Here is a 19,301-nt window from a genome sequence, read left to right as displayed (position 1 = left end):
CACTAGTGAGGTTTGGAGGGCCGCCCTGCTAAAACCCGATCTGCAGTACTGCAATCGCCTCCGGAATCCTCGACAGCACAACGTGGCCACTACCCGCCGCCGCGAACGACGTGGCCGTACTTGATCGACGCGACGAAAATTCCGCCACCCAGTGCGTTCCCGATCGTCGCAAGCACCAGGAAGACCACGTAGTCGCCGACCGTGATCGCGTCGGCGATGACGAGCCCGAAGAGTACTTCGACGTTGCCGGCGATCGAGTGAGGAAGATGCAAGAGTCCGATCGTCGCCGTGACGATCCAGATGAGCAACAGTCGACTCGTCGTGTCCTGCGCGGCGGTGAGCAGCCAGGCGAGCAATCCCATCAACCAGCCGGCGAAGATCCCGGCGACGAGCAGCCAGTGCGGGTCGTGCGTAATGAGCTTCGACGCGATATCAACGAACGAAGCCGGATCGACGACGCCGAGGCCCGGCATCAGCACGACGGCGAGGATCGTGAACGCTGCACCCCCCAAGACGTTCCCGACATAGACCAGTCCCCAGAGGCGCGCGAGCTGTGTCACCGTCGCTTTGCCGTCAAGGACCGGAATCACCGCGAGCGTGGTGTGTTCGGTGAACAGTTCCGAGCGCCCGATGATGACGAAGATGAATCCGACGGCGTAGGCGCTCGCGACGAGCAGTTCGGTGGTGAGATCGCCGAAACCGCCGGTCGAGAGCGTCAGGACGACCGCCATGAGGAGCGGCCCGAACCCGATATCGAGTCCCGCGGAGAACCCCGAGAGGAGCAGTCCGGAGCGCTCGCGATTAATCTCGTGAACGCCGCTGTCTATCACCGACGCGAGAACATCGCTCGTCGGACGCTGGTCGACGGAGTCGGTCGGTGGCGTCGATTGGTCCGCCTCATCGGAGGGACGCGCGCTCGACTTTTCCGACGAAGCGTCGTCTCGACCGGACACGGGAGTCTCTCAACGGTGCCAACCACGTCCGGCTATGCAAACCTTTGTATCGGAGACGGGCCCGATCGCATCGGTTCATCGATCACGCGAAATTTTGCGCTGAGCGGGCGGCTGACACGGCCGTGTAGTTCAGGTAGTCGACGAAGGTGCCGCCCATCGAGCGACGTGGACGACGGCTCGTCGGTGCGCACCCTACCCTTCGACCACCCGACCTAATAACACCTATTATGCACCTATATACCATATAATCATTATAGCGTAGCCTCTTATCCGATCATGCGATGTGATGCCATATGTCTCGATCGGACGCACCGTCCGCCGCATCGCACGTCGATGGACTCGCACCGGGGGATCACCGGAGCAACTGTGGCGTCGGTATCGTGGCAGACATCGAATCGGGCGGAGGCCATCGAACCGTCGCCGATGCGCTCTCGCTTCTCAGAAACCTCGAACACCGCGGAACGACCGGCGCCGAACCGAACACGGGCGACGGAGCGGGAATCCTGCTCCAGACCCCCGATCGCTTCTTCCGAGAGGTCCTGGACGTCCCGCTACCGGAGACGTACGCGGCTGGATCGCTCTTTCTCCCACGTGCCGAGGTCGCCCGCGAGACGGTCGTCGATGCGGTCGAATCCGTCCTGGCGCGGTACGATCTCGACGTCCTGACCTGGCGGGCCGTCCCGACCGACAACGCGGGGCTGGGCGAGACGGCCCTCGAATCGGAACCGGCCGTCTCCCAGTGCTTCGTGGCACCGGCGGATCACGCCGACGCGATCCCGTCAGACGACTTCGATCGTCGCCTCTACGTCGCCCGTCGCGCCCTCGAATCGACGCTCGCCGAACTGGACGATCCCGAACCTGACCACGTGTACGTGTGCTCGCTCGATCGGGAGACGATCGTCTACAAGGGACTCCTCACCGGGACGCAACTGGCGTCGTACTATCCCGACCTCTCCGACGAGCGCGTCGAATCGACGTTCGCGATGGTTCACGAGCGATTCTCGACGAACACGCTCGGCGCCTGGCACCTCGCCCACCCGTTTCGACGGACGATCCACAACGGCGAGTTCAACACGCTCCGCGGCAACGTCAACTGGATGCGAGCGCGGGAATCGGAACTCGACAGCGAGACGATTCCGGATCTCGATGCGATCAGACCGATCGTCGACGACGACGGCCGGTCCGATACGGCCGTTTTCGATACCGTGCTCGAACTCCTCCTCGCGGATGGGCGGTCCCTCCCGCACTGTCTCCGACTGCTCATTCCGGAGGCCTGGCGAACGGACGAGACGATGGCGGCCGACCGACGCGACTGGTACGATTTCCACGCGTCCCTCGTCGAACCGTGGGACGGCCCGGCGCTCGTCGCCGCGACCGACGGGTCGCGTGTCGGGGCCGTCCTCGATCGGAACGGGCTCCGACCCTGTCGCTACGAAGTGACGACGGATGGTCGCGTCGTGATGGCCAGCGAGACCGGCGCACTCGAACTGGAGCCGAGTACTATCGCCGACCGGGGCCGCCTCGAACCGGGCGAGCTCCTGTTGATCGACCCGGCGGCGGGCGAGGTGCGCGCGGACGACGACGTCTTCGACGAACTCGTCGACGATCGCTACGGCGAGTGGATCGATTCCGAGCAGGTTCACCTCGATCACGTCCGCGAGAATTCGGCCGTCTCGGCGCCCGCCACCGACGGCGAAACGCCGCGACTGCGCGCCACCCAGGCCGCCTTCGGCTACACGCACGACGAACTCGAATCGCTCCTGGAACCGATGGCCGCGTCCGGGGAGGATCCCGTCGGGTCCATGGGCGACGACACGCCGCTTTCGGTTCTCGCGTCGGTCAATCGGCCGCTCTTCTCGTACTTCCGACAGCTGTTCGCCCAGGTGACCAATCCGCCGATCGACTACGTGCGCGAAGCGCTCGTGACGAGTCTGGAGTGTCGACTGGGCCGCCAGCGTAATCTGCTCGACGAATCGTCCGCTCACGCCCACCAACTCGTCCTCGACTCGCCGATCCTCACCGAGAACGACCTCGCCGCCGTCCGGGAGGGAGAACGCAACGGAATCACCGCAACGACGGTCGATACTACGTTCGCGGTCGAACGGGACGGTGGCAGCGACGAGTCCGCGGAGGACGCGGGCGAGGCGCTCGAAGCGGCCCTCGAACGGGTGCGGGCCGACGCCGCCGCTGCCGTCGCGGACGGTCACGAACTCGTGATCCTCTCCGACGCGACCATCGGTCCCGATCGAGCGGCGATTCCGAGCCTCCTGGCGACCAGCGCCGTCCACCAGCACCTCGTTCGCGAGGGACTACGGGCGCGTGCGGGGCTCGTCGTCGAATCGGGGGATCCCCGCACGGTCCACCAGGTCGCCACGTTGATCGGGTACGGCGCGGGCGCAGTCTGTCCCACGCTCGCGTTCGATACCATCAGGAACCTCACGGCCGGACCGGACGGCGCCGACGAGGCGGACGCGATCGATGCGTACGTCGGTGCGCTCGAGGGCGGACTTTCGAAGACGATGGCGAAGATGGGAATCTCGACGGTCGAGAGCTACCGCGGCGCCCAGATATTCGAGGCCGTCGGCCTCGATGACGAGCTGGTCGAGCGGTATTTCACCGGCACCGAGACGACGATCGGCGGGATCGGTCTCGCCGAACTCGAAGCGGACCTCCTGGCGCGTCACCGAAACGGGTTCGACGAGTCAGAAGCGGCGCTCGACCGGACGGGCGAGTTCGCCAATCGACGCGACGGCGTCCACCACCAGTGGAATCCGCAGACTGTCGGCGCGCTCCAGGACGCCGTTCGGTCGGGCGACTACGATCGCTATCTCGAGTTCGCCGAGCTGATCAACGATCAGAGCGAGCGACTCCAGACGCTTCGCGGGCTGCTCGAATTCGACTCCGATCGCGACCCGATACCGATCGAGGACGTCGAACCGGTCGCGGAGATCGTGACGCGGTTTTCGACCGCGGCGATGTCGCTCGGCAGCCTCTCTCCCGAAGCGCACGAGAACAACGCGATCGCCACCAACCGCATCGGGGCCAAAGCGAACACCGGCGAGGGTGGTGAACCGCCCGAACGGTTCGGGACCGAACGGGAGTGTTCTGTCAAGCAGGTTGCTTCCGCCCGATTCGGCGTCACGTCGACGTACCTCGCCGCAGCGGACGAACTTCAGATCAAGATGGCGCAGGGCTCGAAGCCGGGCGAGGGCGGCCATCTTCCCGGCTCGAAGGTCGGCGAGGAGATCGCTCGCATCCGAAAGTCGACGCCCGGCGTGGGGCTCATCTCGCCACCGCCGCTGCACGACATCTACTCCATCGAGGATCTGAAGCAACTCATCTACGACCTGAAGGCCGCGAACGAGGGGGCCGACGTCAACGTCAAGCTGGTCAGCGAAGCCGGCATCGGCACGATCGCCGCCGGCGTCGCGAAGGCCAAGGCGGACGCGGTACACATTTCGGGCCACTCGGGCGGGACGGGCGCCTCGCCGCGGACGTCGATCAAGCACGCCGGTCGGCCGTGGGAGCTCGGCCTCGCGGAGGCGAACCAACTGCTGTGCGAGACCGGACTCAGAGATCGCATCCGCCTCTCGGTCGACGGCGGCCTGAAGACGGGCCGTGACGTCGCGGTCGCCGCGCTGCTCGGCGCCGAGGAGTACGTCTTCGGGACGGCGTCGCTGGTCTCGGAAGGGTGCGTGATGGCCCGTCAGTGTCACGAGAATACGTGCCCCGTGGGAATCGCGACGCAACGAGGCGATCTTCGCGAACGGTTCCCCGGCGAACCGGCTCACGTCAGCAATTACCTGACGTCCGTCGCCGACGAACTGCGCGAGTACATGGCGGAGCTCGGGTTCGAGACCGTCGAAGAGATGATCGCCCGCGTCGGCGCGCTTCGACAGCGCTCGACGCGGGGAACCGCCGCGTCCACCGACGACGCAGCGGGCGCCCCGCTTCCGCCGGTCGATCTCTCCGCGATGCTCGCCGAACCGGCCGGGAGCGCGCGAACGAAGGGGCGCGAGCAGGACCACGGACTTGACGATCACGTCGATCGTGAACTGATCGAACGCGCCGAACCGGCGCTGGCCGACGGGGAATCGATATCGCTCTCGACCGGCGTCGAAAATGTCGACCGCGCGGTCGGGACGATGCTCTCGAACCGCGTCGCGAGCCGGTACGGTGAAGCGGGCCTGCCCGACGAGACGATCTCGGTGTCCCTCGACGGGACGGCGGGTCAAAGCTTCGGTGCGTTCCTCGCGAGCGGCGTCTCGCTTCACCTCACCGGCGTCGCCAACGACTACGTCGGAAAAGGCCTCTCCGGCGGGATCGTAACCGTGGACGGGCCGAACGGCGTCCGGTACGACCCCGCCGAGACGGTTTCGATCGGCAACGTCGCGCTCTACGGCGCGACCGACGGCGAGTGTTACGTCGAAGGCGTCGCCGGCGAGCGCTTCGCCGTCAGAAATTCCGGGGCGAAAGCCGTCGTCGAAGGCGTCGGCGACCACGGCTGCGAGTACATGACCGGCGGCGTCGTCGCGGTCCTGGGGGACATCGGTCGCAACTTCGCCGCGGGGATGTCCGGCGGCGTCGCCTACATTCACGATCCCGACGGCGATCGCCGGGAATCGATCTCCAGCGACTCCGTCCAGGGGACCGACGAACTCTCGGATCGCGACGAGGCGATCCTTCGTCGACTCCTCGAGAACCACGTCGCGTACACGGACTCGAAGCGGGCTGCGGCCCTCCTCGCCGACTGGGATTGCGCGGCCGACGAGTTCGTCGCCGTGATACCGGAGGCCTATCGGCGCGCTATCGAGTCCGACGGTCGCACCGACGTTCGGAACGAGCTGCCGAGTCGGCCGGCGAGTTCGGAGGTCCACTCGATCCCCGGTCGCATCTCGAGCGACGACTAGGCTCGCTGAACCCGGTCGTCGGAGGTCGGGAGAACGCAGGTCGCGGCCAGCTACACCGCGTCAGACCCCGTTTTCCCGGTTCTAACCTGCAGCGCGTCGATCACCGGCATCACGAAAATCTTCCCGTCGCCGGGATCTCCGGTGTCGGCCGCGTTCGCGATGGCCGTGACGGCCTCCTCGGTCGGCACTTCGGCGACGGCGACCTCCACTTTCACCTTCTTGTGAAGGTCGACGGCGTACTCCTCGCCGCGCCACTGACCGGTTTTAGCCGGCTGGGAACCGCGACCCGAGACGTCCGTGACGGTGAGCGACGGGGCGCCGATTTTGGCGAGTGCGGTCTTGACCGCCTCGAGTCGCCCCGGTCTGATGATCGCCACCACGAGCTCGACGTCGGTGCCGGTGGTCTCGCCCCCGTCGGCGCGCATCGACGTCGAATCGCCCGATTGCTCGACCATCGCGCCGCCGTCGGTGGCGACGGTCGGGTCGCCGAATTCGGGGTAGGTGTCGACGCCGTGCTCGGCGGAGTCGAGGCCATCCCGCTCGTGATCCGGCGTGACGCGGGCCTGTCCCAGAAGCTTGAGCGGTCCCCAGACGGCCGCCGTCAACGCGACCGTCACGACGGTGATGACGGAGATCCCGACGATCTGCGGGACGAATGCGGACGCCTCGACGGAGAGGATGCCGCCCGCGACGAGCCCGTCACCGACGACCGTCGCGCCCTCGGCGTTCGACCAGAGGGGGTACAAGACGAGGCCGAGTATCCCCGCGCTCCCGTGGACGGGGAAGACGGCGCAGACGTCGTCGATCTTGAGCGTCTTCTCGACGAACCCAAAGACGATGGGGAGTTGCGCACCGGCGAGGAAGCCGATCGCGATCGCACCCACCGGAGTGATGACGTCCGTCGGTCCGGTAACGCCGACGAGGCCGGCCAGCATGCCATTCGCGACGTATAACGTGTCGACTTTGCCGTTCGAACCGTAGGAGACGACACCGGCCCCGATCGCGCCCAGACCCATCCCGAGAGCGGTGACGACGGCGACGCCGCCGACGTACGAGAAGTCGGCCAGCGCGACGATACTTCCAGCTTCGGCGGCCGTGTCGACCGTCACGACCGTCGCGGCGGTACCGACGTTGAAGCCGAACCACCCGAAACAGAGGATTAGCGTCCCGAGGACGGCGACGGTCAGCGAGTGACCCGGAATGACGTTGACGTTCCCATCGTCGTCGTACCGGTCGAGACGCGGGCCGAGAATCCAGGCGGCCGTCAGGGCTGCGACCCCGCCGAACCCGTGAACGACCATCCCGCCGGCGAAGTCGTGGTATCCGAAGTCCGTCAGGAGCGGGACGCCGGTCCCCGCGTTCCAGACGAGTCCGTTGACGACCGGGTAGATCACGGCGGCGAGGACGAACGTGTACGTGACGTACGCGCGGAGTCTCGCCCGTCCGGCGACCGCTCCCGAGACGATCGTCGCCGCAGTCATGGCGAACACCGCGCTGAACAGCCACATCGTCCAGTCGTACGACCCCACGCCGAACATCGAGAGCGGCCCGGCCGCGTCGGCGCCGACCACCGTCGCGCCGACGTAATTCGCCGCCCCCATCCCGATCACGAAGAAGACGACGACGCCGACCGCCCAGGTCAGCATATTCTTCGTCAACTGGTTCGCGACGTTCTTCGATCGCACCTGACCCGCTTCGAGCATCGCGAAGCCCGCATGCATGAAGAAAATGAGGAACGTCGCCACGAGCGCCCACAGCAGGTTCATTCCCGTCGCGAGCGTCTCGAGGTCGGACGGGGCGACCGATAGCGCCGACACATCGATCATTGACCCTCACCCGGTTTCGTTCCGAACGCAGCCGATTCGTGTGACCATTCATCCACCGATACCCCGAAACACATTGTGATTCGATCTCTGAACACGAATAGAGTGCAGTTCAAAGAACCAGATAAAGATAATCGAGCCCATATATCCAGAAAACAGCCCGAGAATGCGACGAGTAGTCGGTCCATTAGGAACCCGATACTGTATAAGGGAATTCGAACCGGCCAGACACCCAATTATATGGCGTTTTTTACTTCATTCCCACACCAAAAATCGGCAGAAACACACCCACACGTGAGGGAATAGGCCGTGAAACCGAAGAATTTCTCGCGCGCGGCAGTAATTGCACGAACCGAGATCGTCTCGAAACGGGTTTGGACGAATAGTCGGTTTCCCATCTATCGCCGATACCGCGGAGGAAAAACTGTTCTCGAATCGATATCGAGGCTCTTTAGGCAGCGCTGCAGCCCGGTGGACGTTCATCCACCAGTCGGCGGCTCCACGGTGGGCTGTCGCCAGCACGGTGACTGAACGTCGGCGATGACCGCCTCCGATACTGCGCTGGAACCGGCGCATCCGCACCGTCGACGCGTATCGTGAATGGTGTTGACTCGGACAGGGAACGGTACTGGTCTGAGAACGGAGATGTCTGTGCCGATCGGCTCGGTCCCGCAATGGTCGATGTTCCGCGCGAACAGTGCCCGGAACGGATGCAGGCCCGGTCATCGTCCGCGAGGACGTGCCGCCAGATACGACTCGTAGCATTCGTCTTCGGGACGGCACCCTCACTCGGTGACAGTAAAGGCACCCAGTCGCTCCCAGTTGTCGGTGATGACCCGCAGGGTGGCTTTCAGCCCGCCGAGAACGATCGGGCCGTAGAACAGCCCCATCACGCCGAACGCGTACGCACCGCCGAGGATACCGAGCAGGATAACGGCCGGATTGAGTTCGGCGTAGCGATCGACCGCGAACGGTCGCAGATAATCGTCGGTGACGCCCACCACGACGACGCAGTAGACGAACAGGGCGCCGGCCAGTACCGGTTGCTCCAGTACCACGAGATAGACTACGGCGCCACCCCAGATGGGAATCGTCCCGATGAGCGGTACCATCGCCAGGACAATCATCACGATGGTCCAGAAAGCGGTGTTCGGGATCCCCACGAGGAGAAAGCCGAGCCCGGCGACGAGCCCCTGAGCGACGCCGACGAAGACGTGTCCAAAGAGTACAGCCCACAGCAAGTCGGTGAATTCACTGTAGAGATCACGTTGGATGTCCTCGGGCAACGGCATCGTGCGATAGAGCCACGCGACCAGCGCCTCCGCATCTTTCAGCAGGTAGTATACAAGAAAGAGTGCGAGAACGATGCCGATCGCAAACGTCGTGAGCGAACTGAACGCAGCCGTCGACTGCTCGAGAGCGGTTCGTCCGAGATCCTGTCCCGATCCGATCAGTTGGCCGTCGAGCGTCACGTCGTAGCCGGTGAGCTCCCGAATTCGTGATTCGATCGCGTCGATCCGGAGCATCCGAGCATCGACGTTCTCGAGGATGTACTGCGCCTCGTCGACGATCGCCGACAAGACGAGGATGAACGGGACGACGACGGCGACGACGGCGAGGCTAACGAGAGACAGGGCCGCTGTCATCGGCGAGACGCGACGTTCGAGGCGCCGCTGGAGCGGGTACAGGGCGAATGCGAGCAAGACAGCACCCAGGACGTACTGGAGAAACGGCAAAACGAGTTGCACCGAGAGTGCAATGAACACCGCCGCGATCGCGAGGAGGGTCCCCCTGGCCAGTCGCATCCGGAATCAGGGCTCCGTGGACCTCGATTGACTGCGGAGCGATCCCGACGCGGCCCGGCCGACCGTGTTCACCGATCGATGTGTCATCATTTGTTGACAGTTCGGCAAGCGAGTAAATGAGTGTGTCGTGTTCGCACGAGGCGAGAGGCGAACGACCGGGACTGCCACGGACTCACGGCGCCACGTTCGAGAGCGTCATCACGACGAAAAAGAGCAGAACGAACTCGGAGACGAGCCAGGCGTTGTCGTCCATCCAGGTGCGGATCGATGGAAGAGAACGCTGAGCGCGCTCGCCGCCCGCAATCAGCGCCAGCGACGGAAGTGCAAGGACCACGAGTGTCGCTCCCACGAACGGAGCCACGTGCCAGAACGGTGCGTCGCGCCCGGAGAGGTACGAACCGACCGCGATCGAGGTGAGGAGATCCGTCGGGAAGAAACCCATCAGGAGAAAGCCGAGTCGGAACGCGGCGCGCGGCGACGCCGATTCGATCGATCCCATCCACCGCGGCGACTCGGCCGTCTCACGCGTCCGGTAGGTGTGAATCATCGCGAGCGCGAGAGCGACGAGTACGACACCAGTCCGTACCATCGACGGTCGTCCCCGACCGACGACGCCGACGTCCAGCACGTACGCGATCCCAACGACGAGCGAAATCGAAACGGCAGCGCCGGCGAGAAAGGCCGCCGAGTTCGTCCGCCAGCGCTGACTCGTCGCGAGGAAGATGGCGCTGAGGATCTGCGGTCCGGAGACCATCACCACGACCAGCGGGAGTACCTCGAGGAACTGCACGATGGCACTTCGATCCGAGCGATCAATCCCGTGCGCCCTGTGCGGGCAAGCCGCCCATATGGCTCGACGCGGCGTCGCGCTCGGCCCTACCCGCGGAACGGTCTGACCAGTCGGCGCGCGGCGGGGCCGACGATCGAGCGAACGAACGCGACGGTTCCCATCTTCGATTCGTCCAGCGCGTACCGGGTGGCGCCGTCCGCCGACTGGTCGTCGACGGGATAAATGGTCTCGTTGTCGCCGACGACGTCGATGACCTCGCGGACGCGGGACTCGGTGAGGTCACATGCAGCGGCGAGCTCGGGGATCGTCTTCGGGCCGGATTCGAGTTCTGTGCTGACGAGGTGGGCGTGGTTCATGACGATCATCGCTTCGCTCGAAGTCATGTCGTCCGCTGGCTGCGCACCATCCCGTCGTCGACCCTCGATGAAATCGCGACGAGCGTCCAGCATGAACCAGACCCCCACCCCAGCGGTGAGTGCCGGAAACCACAGGGGGCCGTCAGACGCCGGAACGGCGTACTCGTAGGCGAACCAGACGAGGCTGAGGCCCGTCACGAAGACACCGATTCCGACACCCGCCCATCGGCCGTCGATCCCGGGCGCTTCGCGGACGACGGCCATCGCCTCGGTGATGACGAACGCGGTTGCAATACCGAGGACCAGGCTCCCGTTCTGCGAGATGCCGTAGACGATCGCGACTGCCGCGACGTATCCGAGAACGTGCCGTATCGTCAGACGTTCGCGGGCCGTGCGAACGAGCGCATCGAGCATGAACGAAGCTTCGGGAGGCGTGTACATTATTCTTTCTAATTCGCAGACAGGAACGAGCGTGGGTGGCTACGAGTGAATGGACGACGCGCGCGGATCGTGTCAGCGGCGGCCGCCGATGGCCGAGGAGTGACAGAAAGACGAGCAGCGTACCGACCACGACGCCGTCACCGACGGATACGTCCCGATAAATCACACTATCGGACTGCGTCGTCGGCACCGACAGGGATCGAGATGAGGCGTCAGGCGGTCCGACCAACGGTGGCCCGTGTGTACCACGTTAGTAGGTAGCTGCACGGTAGCGAAACGATTCGTCCGAAGTCTCGAGCGCGGGGTCGCGAACTGCGTCAATCAGATCCGGCCGCGTCCGGAACCACCCATCGCGCCGGAGAGCCCACTCGAACTCGCCGCCGAGTCGTCGCCGCCGAGTCCGCCGAAGTCCATATCTTCGAAGTACTCCGGGGCGGTGTCTTCCGTTGCGTAGAGGTACAGCGCGGTCTTCGCGATGCCGGAGAGCGTTTTCCCGACCAGGAAGCCGAGCAGGATCGCCGTCCCGCCGATGGCCACGGTCACGACAAGGCCGGCCGTCCCGAGACCGCCGAAGACGAGGTAGGTAGCCCCGCCGAGCAGCCCTCCGGCGACCACCAGCACGAACGAGACGATGTCGATCGCCCCCATCGCCCCGATCGACTCGCCCCAAGTCTCTTTGAACGTGCGCGCGCTCTCCGAGAACATTTCGCGGACGGAGGGGTCACGGAAGACGATCACCGGAACGATGAAGTACGTCATGAGACTCCACGCGACGGCGAAGACGGCGGCCGCGATCTGTGCGACGAGGTTGTCCTCTCCCTCGATGGCTTTGATGAGCACACCGACGGTCGCCGCGACGACCGACCACGCGAGGAGGGGCCACTTGTGCTGCCAGGCCGTCGCGAGAGCCCCACGAATCGATGGCTCGTCCCCCTGGAATGCGGTCCGTGTCGCCGCGATCAACGCTGCCGTGAAGAACGACGCGACGAACGTCTCGACGAGGTAAGCGACGAACAGCGCCGCGAAGAGGGCGGGTCCTGGTTCCTGGAAAATCGGTCCCGTGGCGAAGAGGCTCCCGAAGAGCGTCAGGAAGAATGCGAGTCCCGACAGCGCTCCCAGAAGCGGGAACGTGAGGAGCTTCGGGTGTGCCCGGAGCACGCGAGCACTCCGACGGGCCATCCCGAAACCGATCTTGAGGCGGCTGAATATTCCCATACATGAAGGTATTATCTCAGTAGCATTTAGATTCTTTGTTTGCTAGCAGTCGGGAGAACCGGTGCCGTTGTCGAACAGCCGCCACGGGTTTCCATGGATTCCATCACAAACTCGGTACCGTGGACGCGGAGAGCGTGCGAGGGAGTCCAAGCCAGTCGACGTGACCGACTGGATGCGTGGAGCGCCCGTCGCCGCCATCGGACGGAACAGCCTGTACAGCGGTCGAGCTGGATGGCCCGTCAATCGATGGAATCGGTAACAATGATGGCAACACGGTTGGAGGCACGACGACACAGGTACATCGGTCGACGTGGGTGTTCGGTCACTCCGTCAGCGGCAGTGCGATTCCAAAGAGCAGCGGTGAAACGAGCCCAATAAGGATCCCGACACCTTCGGAGGCCGTGAACAGGGTATGCTCCCAGGCCGGAAGCGAAGCGACGAACGCGTTTCCCAGTATCTCACCGCCTGCGCCGAACGCGAGCAGGGACAGACCCAGCAGGAATCCACCTTTGGTCCACCGCGCGTAATCGATCGCACCGTATCGTGACATAGGCCTATTTCGGGCGAACCGACCTATCGTTGTTTCGATCCAACTGAGTGCACAGCCAGTAGTCAGTGAATGGGCCCGACACACAGCGTGTCGGAAATCGATTCGAGCCGCCGACACTGCACCGACTTGGTGGTTCGATTCGAAAACCGGTCGCCTCTCAAGTGTATCGATTACTCCTCGACGATTTCGGGTTTCAACGCGTTCACCTCGTCGAGGATCGTTTCTGCGTGCTCGTCGTCGACGCCGTTCTCGACGAGCGCTTCGTGGAGGTATGTCGCCACGCGATCGAACGCCTCGTCGGTGATTCCCATACCAGCGTGGGCCGTGCGCATGTCGTCCCCATCGTACGAGACGGGACCACCGGCGACACTGCTGACGAACTGGACCTGGTGGGCGTACAGCGCACGACGGTCCGATTCTTCGAAGTAGGGTTCGAGGAGCGGGTCGTCGAACACTCGGTCGTAGAAGTCAGAGACGACCGCCTCGACGGTCTCTTGTCCGCCGATTCGACGATATACCGATTTAGGTGTTGCCATCAACTAACCGTTCGTGTCCGGGTATAAAATGAAACCGATAAAACACGTTCGGGGAAAGAACTTTGATCAGCGAGTTTTCCTTCACGGATCGGTCGAAACCGGCCGCTCTCGGGGTCTCCAGTGAGCGCGTATCACTCGACGACGGCCGATTGCACATCGAGCGCGTCGGAAATCGAGATGTCGACGGCGGCGCCGTCGTGTTCGACCGTGATGGTGGCCGCCGCTCTAGCACCCGACTGTGGCCGGCCCGTCGATCGGAACTCCCACGTCGAGCAACGCACTAGCTACCCGCGGTTCGAACTGCAAGGCGGTCAGTACATCGACCGTCGCGAGGCAGGACAGGTCCTACAGTGCATCTCGACCGTCGGCACCGATATTCGTCAATCGGCGCGTTATCGGTCACAGCCCTCGTCCGCGAGACTCGGATGGGGTGCGTCCGGCGCGTGCTCGCGCCACTCCGTCCGGCCTTCTGGACCGAGTTGCTCGTTGAACAGTGCGCTCGCCCGTTCGTACCCGTCGTACCGACGAGGCGTTCTTCGTCGCTCGTGATCGCCCAGAACGTCTCCTTGTGATCGACGGAGCGACGCTTCAGGCGCGTGAGTGCGGTGCTCACGGCACCGTCGTCGAGTTCCGTTCGTGCCGCGATTTCACTCGCCTTGAACGCTCGCTCTTCGTTCGTCGCGAGAAAACGAGCTCCTGCTCCGCGTCGAGACGTCGGACGGTTCTCCCGGTTCCGACTGTTCGAACGTCTCTCGATCGATGGACATGATTCCAGTTGGATATTGCGTGGGGATCGTGATAGGCGTTAGATCTGTGAATGGTGTGAACGGTGGTGTCGACGCCATCCAGCGCGGTTTCCTCACCACCCGTGTGTTTCTAGGTGCTGCTGCGCGTGCATCATCGAGATTGTCGCATCCGACTCGCGTGTCGTCACTGCGTTCCTCCCGCGCTCATCCCGCGGCCCTCACTCCGTTCGCGCCGCCCGGCTGCTGGCGCACGTGCGCGAGTTCGTGCGCGATTACGTGCTGACCGTCTTCGTCCTCCGGGTCGTACTCGCCAGGGCCGAAGGCCACGTGATTGCCGACGGTGAACGCCCGCGCGTTGATCGCCTCGCACGCCGCGGCCGCTTTCGGCCCGGTGTGCACGCGGACGTCACCCAGCGAGTCGCCCATCCGTGCTTCCATCGTGCGCTGGATCGACGGCTCCAGCGACCGGCCGGGCGACGAAACGACGTCGCGGACCGATTCGGGAACCCCGGTTTCGCCAGCACGGCCGAGGTGCCGCCCGTGAGAACCTGTTGAATCGTAAATTCTGCCCGAGCGTATCGCTCTGGGGCAGAATCTCGTCGTTACGACGGCGTCGTTTCTGAACTGGCCTATGAATTCGTCATTGGTTGCCCGAGATTAATTGTGATCTTGTTGCCCTTTGAGAGCCTCAAGGAGTTCCTGTATACCGTACTCCTGGGCGAGATCAAGTGGGTGTTGCCCCCTTCGTTTTCCACGGTTGGATCGGCCCCATGTCCCACCAGCAGCTTCACCATTTCGACGTTTCCTTTGAAAACCGCCCGCATCAACGGCGTATTCCCGTACGTATCCCGAATGTTGGGATCTGAACCGTTTTCCACCAATAACTTCGCGACATCATTATTCTCGTGCTCTAACGCGAGATGGAGTGGAGTTTTCCCTTCTTCGTTCTTGAGGTGAATGTCTATACCTCTGTTGATGAGCGCGGCAGCCATCTCGTCTTCACCTACCGTCGCTGCTGTACTCAAGAGGTTTTTGCCCGATTCACTCGTCGCCTCAAGATCGGCTTCGTCAACGTTTGAGTAGAATTCCTCCTCATCCCCTTGGATGATCGCGTGATATGTGCTTTTATAGCTCACCTGGAATCATCTCCCTCGGGCAACGGCCCAAACGTCTCCACCCAGTACTCGCCGTCTCCCTCATGCTTTCGGCTTGAATTCTCTTTCGGTGCTTCTGGCCGATAATGGTGTGGGTCATGATATTCATTGACTAACTCTCGTTCGGATATTACGTCTCGCAAATAATATTCTAGCAAGTGGCGGTATTCTCGATTTTCTTTGTGACCCATGTGCCACTGGTCGGCTCTCGATTCCGATCTGTCCCATTCGAGTACTATCCACGGTTTATTCGGATCTCGAACCGTGCCATCGGGGCTCTCTTGCTTCGCTCGCTGCCAGACCGCTTTGACCTGTCCGGATGCACAGGGCGGCAGATAATTCTGAACGTTAGGTAGATGGTATTACTGAACATACGAACCCCTCATTTCTGGCTAACGCCGTGGAGGAAAATTATCCCTTCTTGAGGATATTGACGAGTTCTTGAATGCCGTACTCCTTGGCAAGGTCGAGCGGGGACATTCCGCTGTTGTTCTCGTGATTAGGGTCCGCACCGTTTTCCACGAGTAGTTTGACAATATCGATGTCCCCGTTGTAGACCGCCTTCAACAGCGGTTGTGCGCCGTAGTCGTCTTCAATGTCAAGACTTGCACCGTTTTCAACGAGAATCTGTACAACGTCGTTGTGTTCGGTTTCCAGCGCGCGGTGGAGTGGTGTCTTCCCTTCGTAATCCTGAACATCCATGTCGACACCTCTGTCAACGAGCTCCGCGGCGAGTTCCGCTTCACCAACTACTGCGGCACTGTGGAGGAGGTTCTGACCGTTCTCTGCACGCTGGTGGATGTCGGCGCTCTCAACCTCCTCTAAGAACGTATCCATGTTGCCGTGGATAATCGCCTTCTCGATAGGGCTATACTCTAATTCGACTGTATCGTCATTGCAATTCGACATTACATATCACTCTCCAGTGATCCGAATTTCTTTTCCCAGTATTGCCCACTGCTTTCATGCTTTCTACTCATATTCTCTTTCGGTGCTTCTGGTTGATAGTGTTCGGCATTTTGGCACTCCTTGATGAACCGATCTTCGGATATCACACCTTCTAAATAAAATTTCAATAAGTACCGATATTCGCGCCCAGGCCTGTGACCCATGTGCCACTGTCGACGTCTGGATTTTGACCTATTCCATTCCAGTACAATGGACGGATTATTTGGATCCCGAACCTTGCCATCGGGGCTCTCTTGTATCGCTCGCTGCCAGACTTCTTCCACCTGGCCGGGCGCGTAGGGGGGACGGTGCTCGATACCGTACTTCTTGTCCGGATACGCTTTCTCGTCCTTGAAGTCGAATCGTCCGATCTTGTCTCGGGGCTGGTCCGTCCACCGCTGCACGTGCACATCAGTCCCGCCCAGCCGCTGGATCCCCAGCTCATCACCGCCCATCACACGCTCTGCGGTCTCCTCGGCCTCGCGCTCAAGTTGCGGATCGGGGTCGATCTCCAACCCCGCATCTTCCCGCGGCAGCATCGACACCGCACCACCCGTCTGCTGTCTCACGTGTGCGAGTTCGTGCGCGATCACGTGCTGCCCGTCTTCGCTCTCCGGGTCGTACTCGCCAGCACCGAAGGCCACGTGATTGCCGACGGTGAACGCCCGGGCATTGATCGCCTCGCACGCCGCGGCCGCTTTCGGCCCGGTGTGCACGCGGACGTCCCCAAGCGAGTCGCCCATGCGTGCTTCCATCGTGCGCTGGATCGACGGGTCGAGCGACCGGCCGGGCGACGAAACGACGTCGCGGACCGATTCGGGGACCCCGGTTTCGCCGGCACGGGTCGCAGTCCCTGCCGTCGGAGCGCGCTGGACGGGAAGGAGCCGGTCCGAGTCGTAATCCGGCCGGTAGAACCCCGTCGTCACGTCGTCGGCCTCGCTAAACTCCGCCGCGAACTCGTCCGCGTCCAGCTCCGCCGTGTCGCTGTTCGGCCCGACCCCGCCGGCGGACTCGGCGTACTCGAATTCGACGCGCTCGGCCGACTGGTCGACGATCCGCGCCACCATTCGGACGTGATTGGAGCTATCCCCCGCATCCGTATCGTGGGAGACCCAGACGTCGCCGGGCTGGAGATCCTCCGGGGTTTCCACCCGGTCGCCGATCTCGTGGTGGGCCGTGGCACCCCTGTTCGCCACGCGCTCGACCGTTGCGCCGACCGTCCGACGGATCTCCGTCCGAAGGTGCGCTACGAACCCCGAGCAGTCGACGCCGATCTGCTTCTGGTCCACCCAGTTCTGCAGCACCGACTGCTTCTCGTCGCTCGAAAGGTCCGCCCACTCGCGGTCCCCGTCCGGTGTGACGTACCCCTCGTCGACGGCGTGCTGAAGGAAGTCCTCGAGCGTACCTGGCGAGGCCTTGCCAAATTGGGCTGCTCGGCCAATCGTGAACGTGCCACCGCCTGTCCCTTTGAACTGGGTATCGGCGTATTCGTTGGTCTCGGCCACCAGATCTTCGAACTCGCTCCCGCGGCTGTCGACGTCGCGCGTGGCGATGTAGTAGGCAGCATCGACGGTGACCGTTTCCCTCTCGTCCCCGTCCCCGATCTCCACGTCGAGGTTCTGATAGTCCGCTAGTTCGTCCTCGATCACTGTCGTCACTCGACTCGTGTCGATCGTATCGGTCGAGGACTCTGCCGTGGCAAACAGCGACTGGACCCACTCACCGACCTCGTCTACGGTCTCGCCGACCTCCTCGAAGGCGTTGTCCGGTACCCACAGGCCGGTGTTTCGGCTCGTACTCGCCTCCTGGGGAATCGTGATCGTCGCTCCCGCGTAGAAGTATGGGTTGTCCTCTGACCCGTGGAGCTGGTCCGAGTTGGCCGTTTTCAGTGCCTCGGCGCTGACGCCGAGTTTCTCTGCGATCTCCCGGATCGTTTCACCCTCCTCGACCGTGTAGTGTTCCGGGCGCTGGGACGACCCGGAACGGGTGGCTGTGCCCTGTGGCACTCGCTGGACGTGGACCGCCGTATCTGCGAGCCGCTGGATTCCCAGCTCACCGCCGTCCATCACGCGCTGGGCGGTCTCCTCGGCCTCGCGTTCGAGCTGTGGGTCGGGATCGATCTCCAGGTTCGCGTCCGCCTGCGGCATCATCGAAATCGCCGCACCAGTCTGTTGGCGGACGTGGGCTAATTCGTGCACCAACAGGTGTTGCCCCTCCGGACTCTCCGGATCGTACTCGCCCGAATTGAACGCGATGTGACTCCCGACCGTGAACGCCCGCGCGTTGATGTCCTCGCAGGCTGCGGCCGCTTTCGATCCTGTGTGAATTCGCACGTCGCCGAACGAGTCGCCCATTCGCTCTTCGACCGCTCGCTGGATCGACGCGTCGAGTGACTGGCCGGACGAGGAAATCACCTCCCGAACGGAGTCGGGGACGCCGGCGTCGCCCGCCGGCCCAGACGCCTCGTGGGCGTCCATGTTCCGCTGGAGCGAGGCCAGGTTCTGGCGTGAATTGTCGTCCGGGATCTCGTCGGGCCGATTCAGGAAGTCAGAAACGATTTCGCCCGCTCGTTCGCTCGCCGTCGGCCCGAGCGCAACCGGTTCGTCGAGCGGTTGCTGATCGGCGCCGATCATGGGGACCCCCATGGGGCCACGCGCGTCCGGTCCGGCGGACTCGGTGCGGGCGTTCCGACGGGATCGGGACGAGTCCGTCGCCTCGCGTTCGTCCTCGGACGACCGCTGTGATCGGCGCCGTCGACGCCTGGTCATCGACGACTCGCCTCCAGGGATCGTCGGCACCGAAAGATACGGCGGGGCCACACACTCATGGTCCAAAATTTATCCTATATTATGATAATTCTTTCCCCGTGGGTTCGATGCGGTGACGGTGGGTTTTCCATCGCCTGTTATCGAGTGCGCGCTACCATTGCTGGCACCGTCAATCTGCGAGTCCAACAAAACCTACCACAGAATTCGAATTTGATTCCACTCACTCACCGGTAACTATATTACCCATCACGTCAATTAACCGGACGGAAGCCACGGACCACGAGGGGTAGAAATGCCCCGGGTGTT

Annotated in this window: 14 protein-coding genes and 3 pseudogenes; 1 reads left to right on the top strand and 16 read right to left on the bottom strand. The window is 63.1% G+C overall.

Translation table 11 applies throughout. The features are described from left to right. Positions 1-89 precede the first annotated feature (89 nt). Positions 90-830, bottom strand: coding sequence for a formate/nitrite transporter family protein (locus C479_RS00450; protein WP_049906994.1), 741 nt, complete (start codon positions 828-830; stop codon positions 90-92). Positions 831-1,246: 416 nt separating this feature from the next. Between C479_RS00450 and gltB the strand changes: the two genes are divergently transcribed. Further along, a complete protein-coding gene (gene gltB / locus C479_RS00445; RefSeq protein WP_007696301.1) occupies positions 1,247-5,863 on the top strand; it encodes a glutamate synthase large subunit in 4,617 nt (1,538 codons plus the stop codon). 50 nt (positions 5,864-5,913) lie between these two features. Here gltB and C479_RS00440 read toward each other — a convergent pair whose 3' ends face one another. The 15 genes and pseudogenes from C479_RS00440 to C479_RS16995 form a co-directional block, all read right to left on the bottom strand. Beyond that, entirely contained in the window at positions 5,914-7,689 is a 1,776-nt protein-coding gene (locus C479_RS00440; protein WP_007696299.1) for an ammonium transporter, read from the bottom strand. 782 nt (positions 7,690-8,471) lie between these two features. Continuing rightward, the gene (locus tag C479_RS00435) at positions 8,472-9,491 is read right to left on the bottom strand and encodes an AI-2E family transporter (protein ID WP_007696297.1); all 1,020 of its coding nucleotides are present in this window, start codon (positions 9,489-9,491) and stop codon (positions 8,472-8,474) included. Positions 9,492-9,663: 172 nt separating this feature from the next. After that, on the bottom strand, positions 9,664-10,281 hold the full coding sequence (locus C479_RS00430; protein ID WP_007696295.1) for a GAP family protein: 618 nt from the start codon (positions 10,279-10,281) through the stop codon (positions 9,664-9,666). 86 nt (positions 10,282-10,367) lie between these two features. After that, positions 10,368-11,051, bottom strand: a complete 684-nt coding sequence (locus C479_RS00425; RefSeq protein ID WP_049906986.1) for a hypothetical protein — start codon at positions 11,049-11,051, stop codon at positions 10,368-10,370. Between the two features lie 348 nt (positions 11,052-11,399). After that, entirely contained in the window at positions 11,400-12,293 is an 894-nt protein-coding gene (locus C479_RS00420; RefSeq protein WP_049906985.1) for a DUF6159 family protein, read from the bottom strand. 322 nt (positions 12,294-12,615) lie between these two features. Further along, entirely contained in the window at positions 12,616-12,843 is a 228-nt protein-coding gene (locus C479_RS00415; RefSeq protein ID WP_007696290.1) for a DUF7860 family protein, read from the bottom strand. Positions 12,844-13,013: 170 nt separating this feature from the next. Beyond that, complete coding sequence (locus C479_RS00410; protein ID WP_007696288.1) at positions 13,014-13,379, bottom strand: group I truncated hemoglobin; 366 nt, start codon at positions 13,377-13,379, stop codon at positions 13,014-13,016. Between the two features lie 131 nt (positions 13,380-13,510). Further along, a complete protein-coding gene (locus C479_RS16190) occupies positions 13,511-13,660 on the bottom strand; it encodes a hypothetical protein (protein WP_161607154.1) in 150 nt (49 codons plus the stop codon). Between the two features lie 111 nt (positions 13,661-13,771). Further along, positions 13,772-14,146, bottom strand: a pseudogene (locus C479_RS16715) (MarR family transcriptional regulator). 207 nt (positions 14,147-14,353) lie between these two features. Then, a pseudogene (locus C479_RS15705) lies at positions 14,354-14,647 on the bottom strand (eCIS core domain-containing protein); the annotation flags it as partial. A gap of 107 nt (positions 14,648-14,754) precedes the next feature. Beyond that, on the bottom strand, positions 14,755-15,261 hold the full coding sequence (locus C479_RS00400) for an ankyrin repeat domain-containing protein (protein WP_007696285.1): 507 nt from the start codon (positions 15,259-15,261) through the stop codon (positions 14,755-14,757). After that, positions 15,258-15,614, bottom strand: a complete 357-nt coding sequence (locus C479_RS17050) for an HNH/ENDO VII family nuclease (protein WP_083893768.1) — start codon at positions 15,612-15,614, stop codon at positions 15,258-15,260. Before C479_RS17050 ends, C479_RS00400 begins: the two co-directional genes overlap by 4 nt. Before the next feature lie 76 nt (positions 15,615-15,690). Beyond that, positions 15,691-16,188 carry an ankyrin repeat domain-containing protein gene (locus C479_RS00395; protein ID WP_007696283.1) on the bottom strand — a complete coding sequence of 166 codons (498 nt, stop codon included), beginning with the start codon at positions 16,186-16,188 and terminating at the stop codon, positions 15,691-15,693. Continuing rightward, entirely contained in the window at positions 16,188-17,294 is a 1,107-nt protein-coding gene (locus C479_RS17005) for an eCIS core domain-containing protein (RefSeq protein WP_394295135.1), read from the bottom strand. Before C479_RS17005 ends, C479_RS00395 begins: the two co-directional genes overlap by 1 nt. A gap of 930 nt (positions 17,295-18,224) precedes the next feature. Further along, positions 18,225-18,860, bottom strand: a pseudogene (locus C479_RS16995) (eCIS core domain-containing protein); the annotation flags it as partial. Between the last annotated feature and the right edge of the window lie 441 nt (positions 18,861-19,301).

The sequence above is a fragment of the Halovivax asiaticus JCM 14624 genome, from assembly GCF_000337515.1.
In the GTDB taxonomy this organism is placed as follows: Archaea; Halobacteriota; Halobacteria; order Halobacteriales; family Natrialbaceae; genus Halovivax; species Halovivax asiaticus.
The sequence above is the reverse complement of the archived record's forward strand: the minus strand, read 5'-3'. Positions and strand labels throughout refer to the sequence as shown.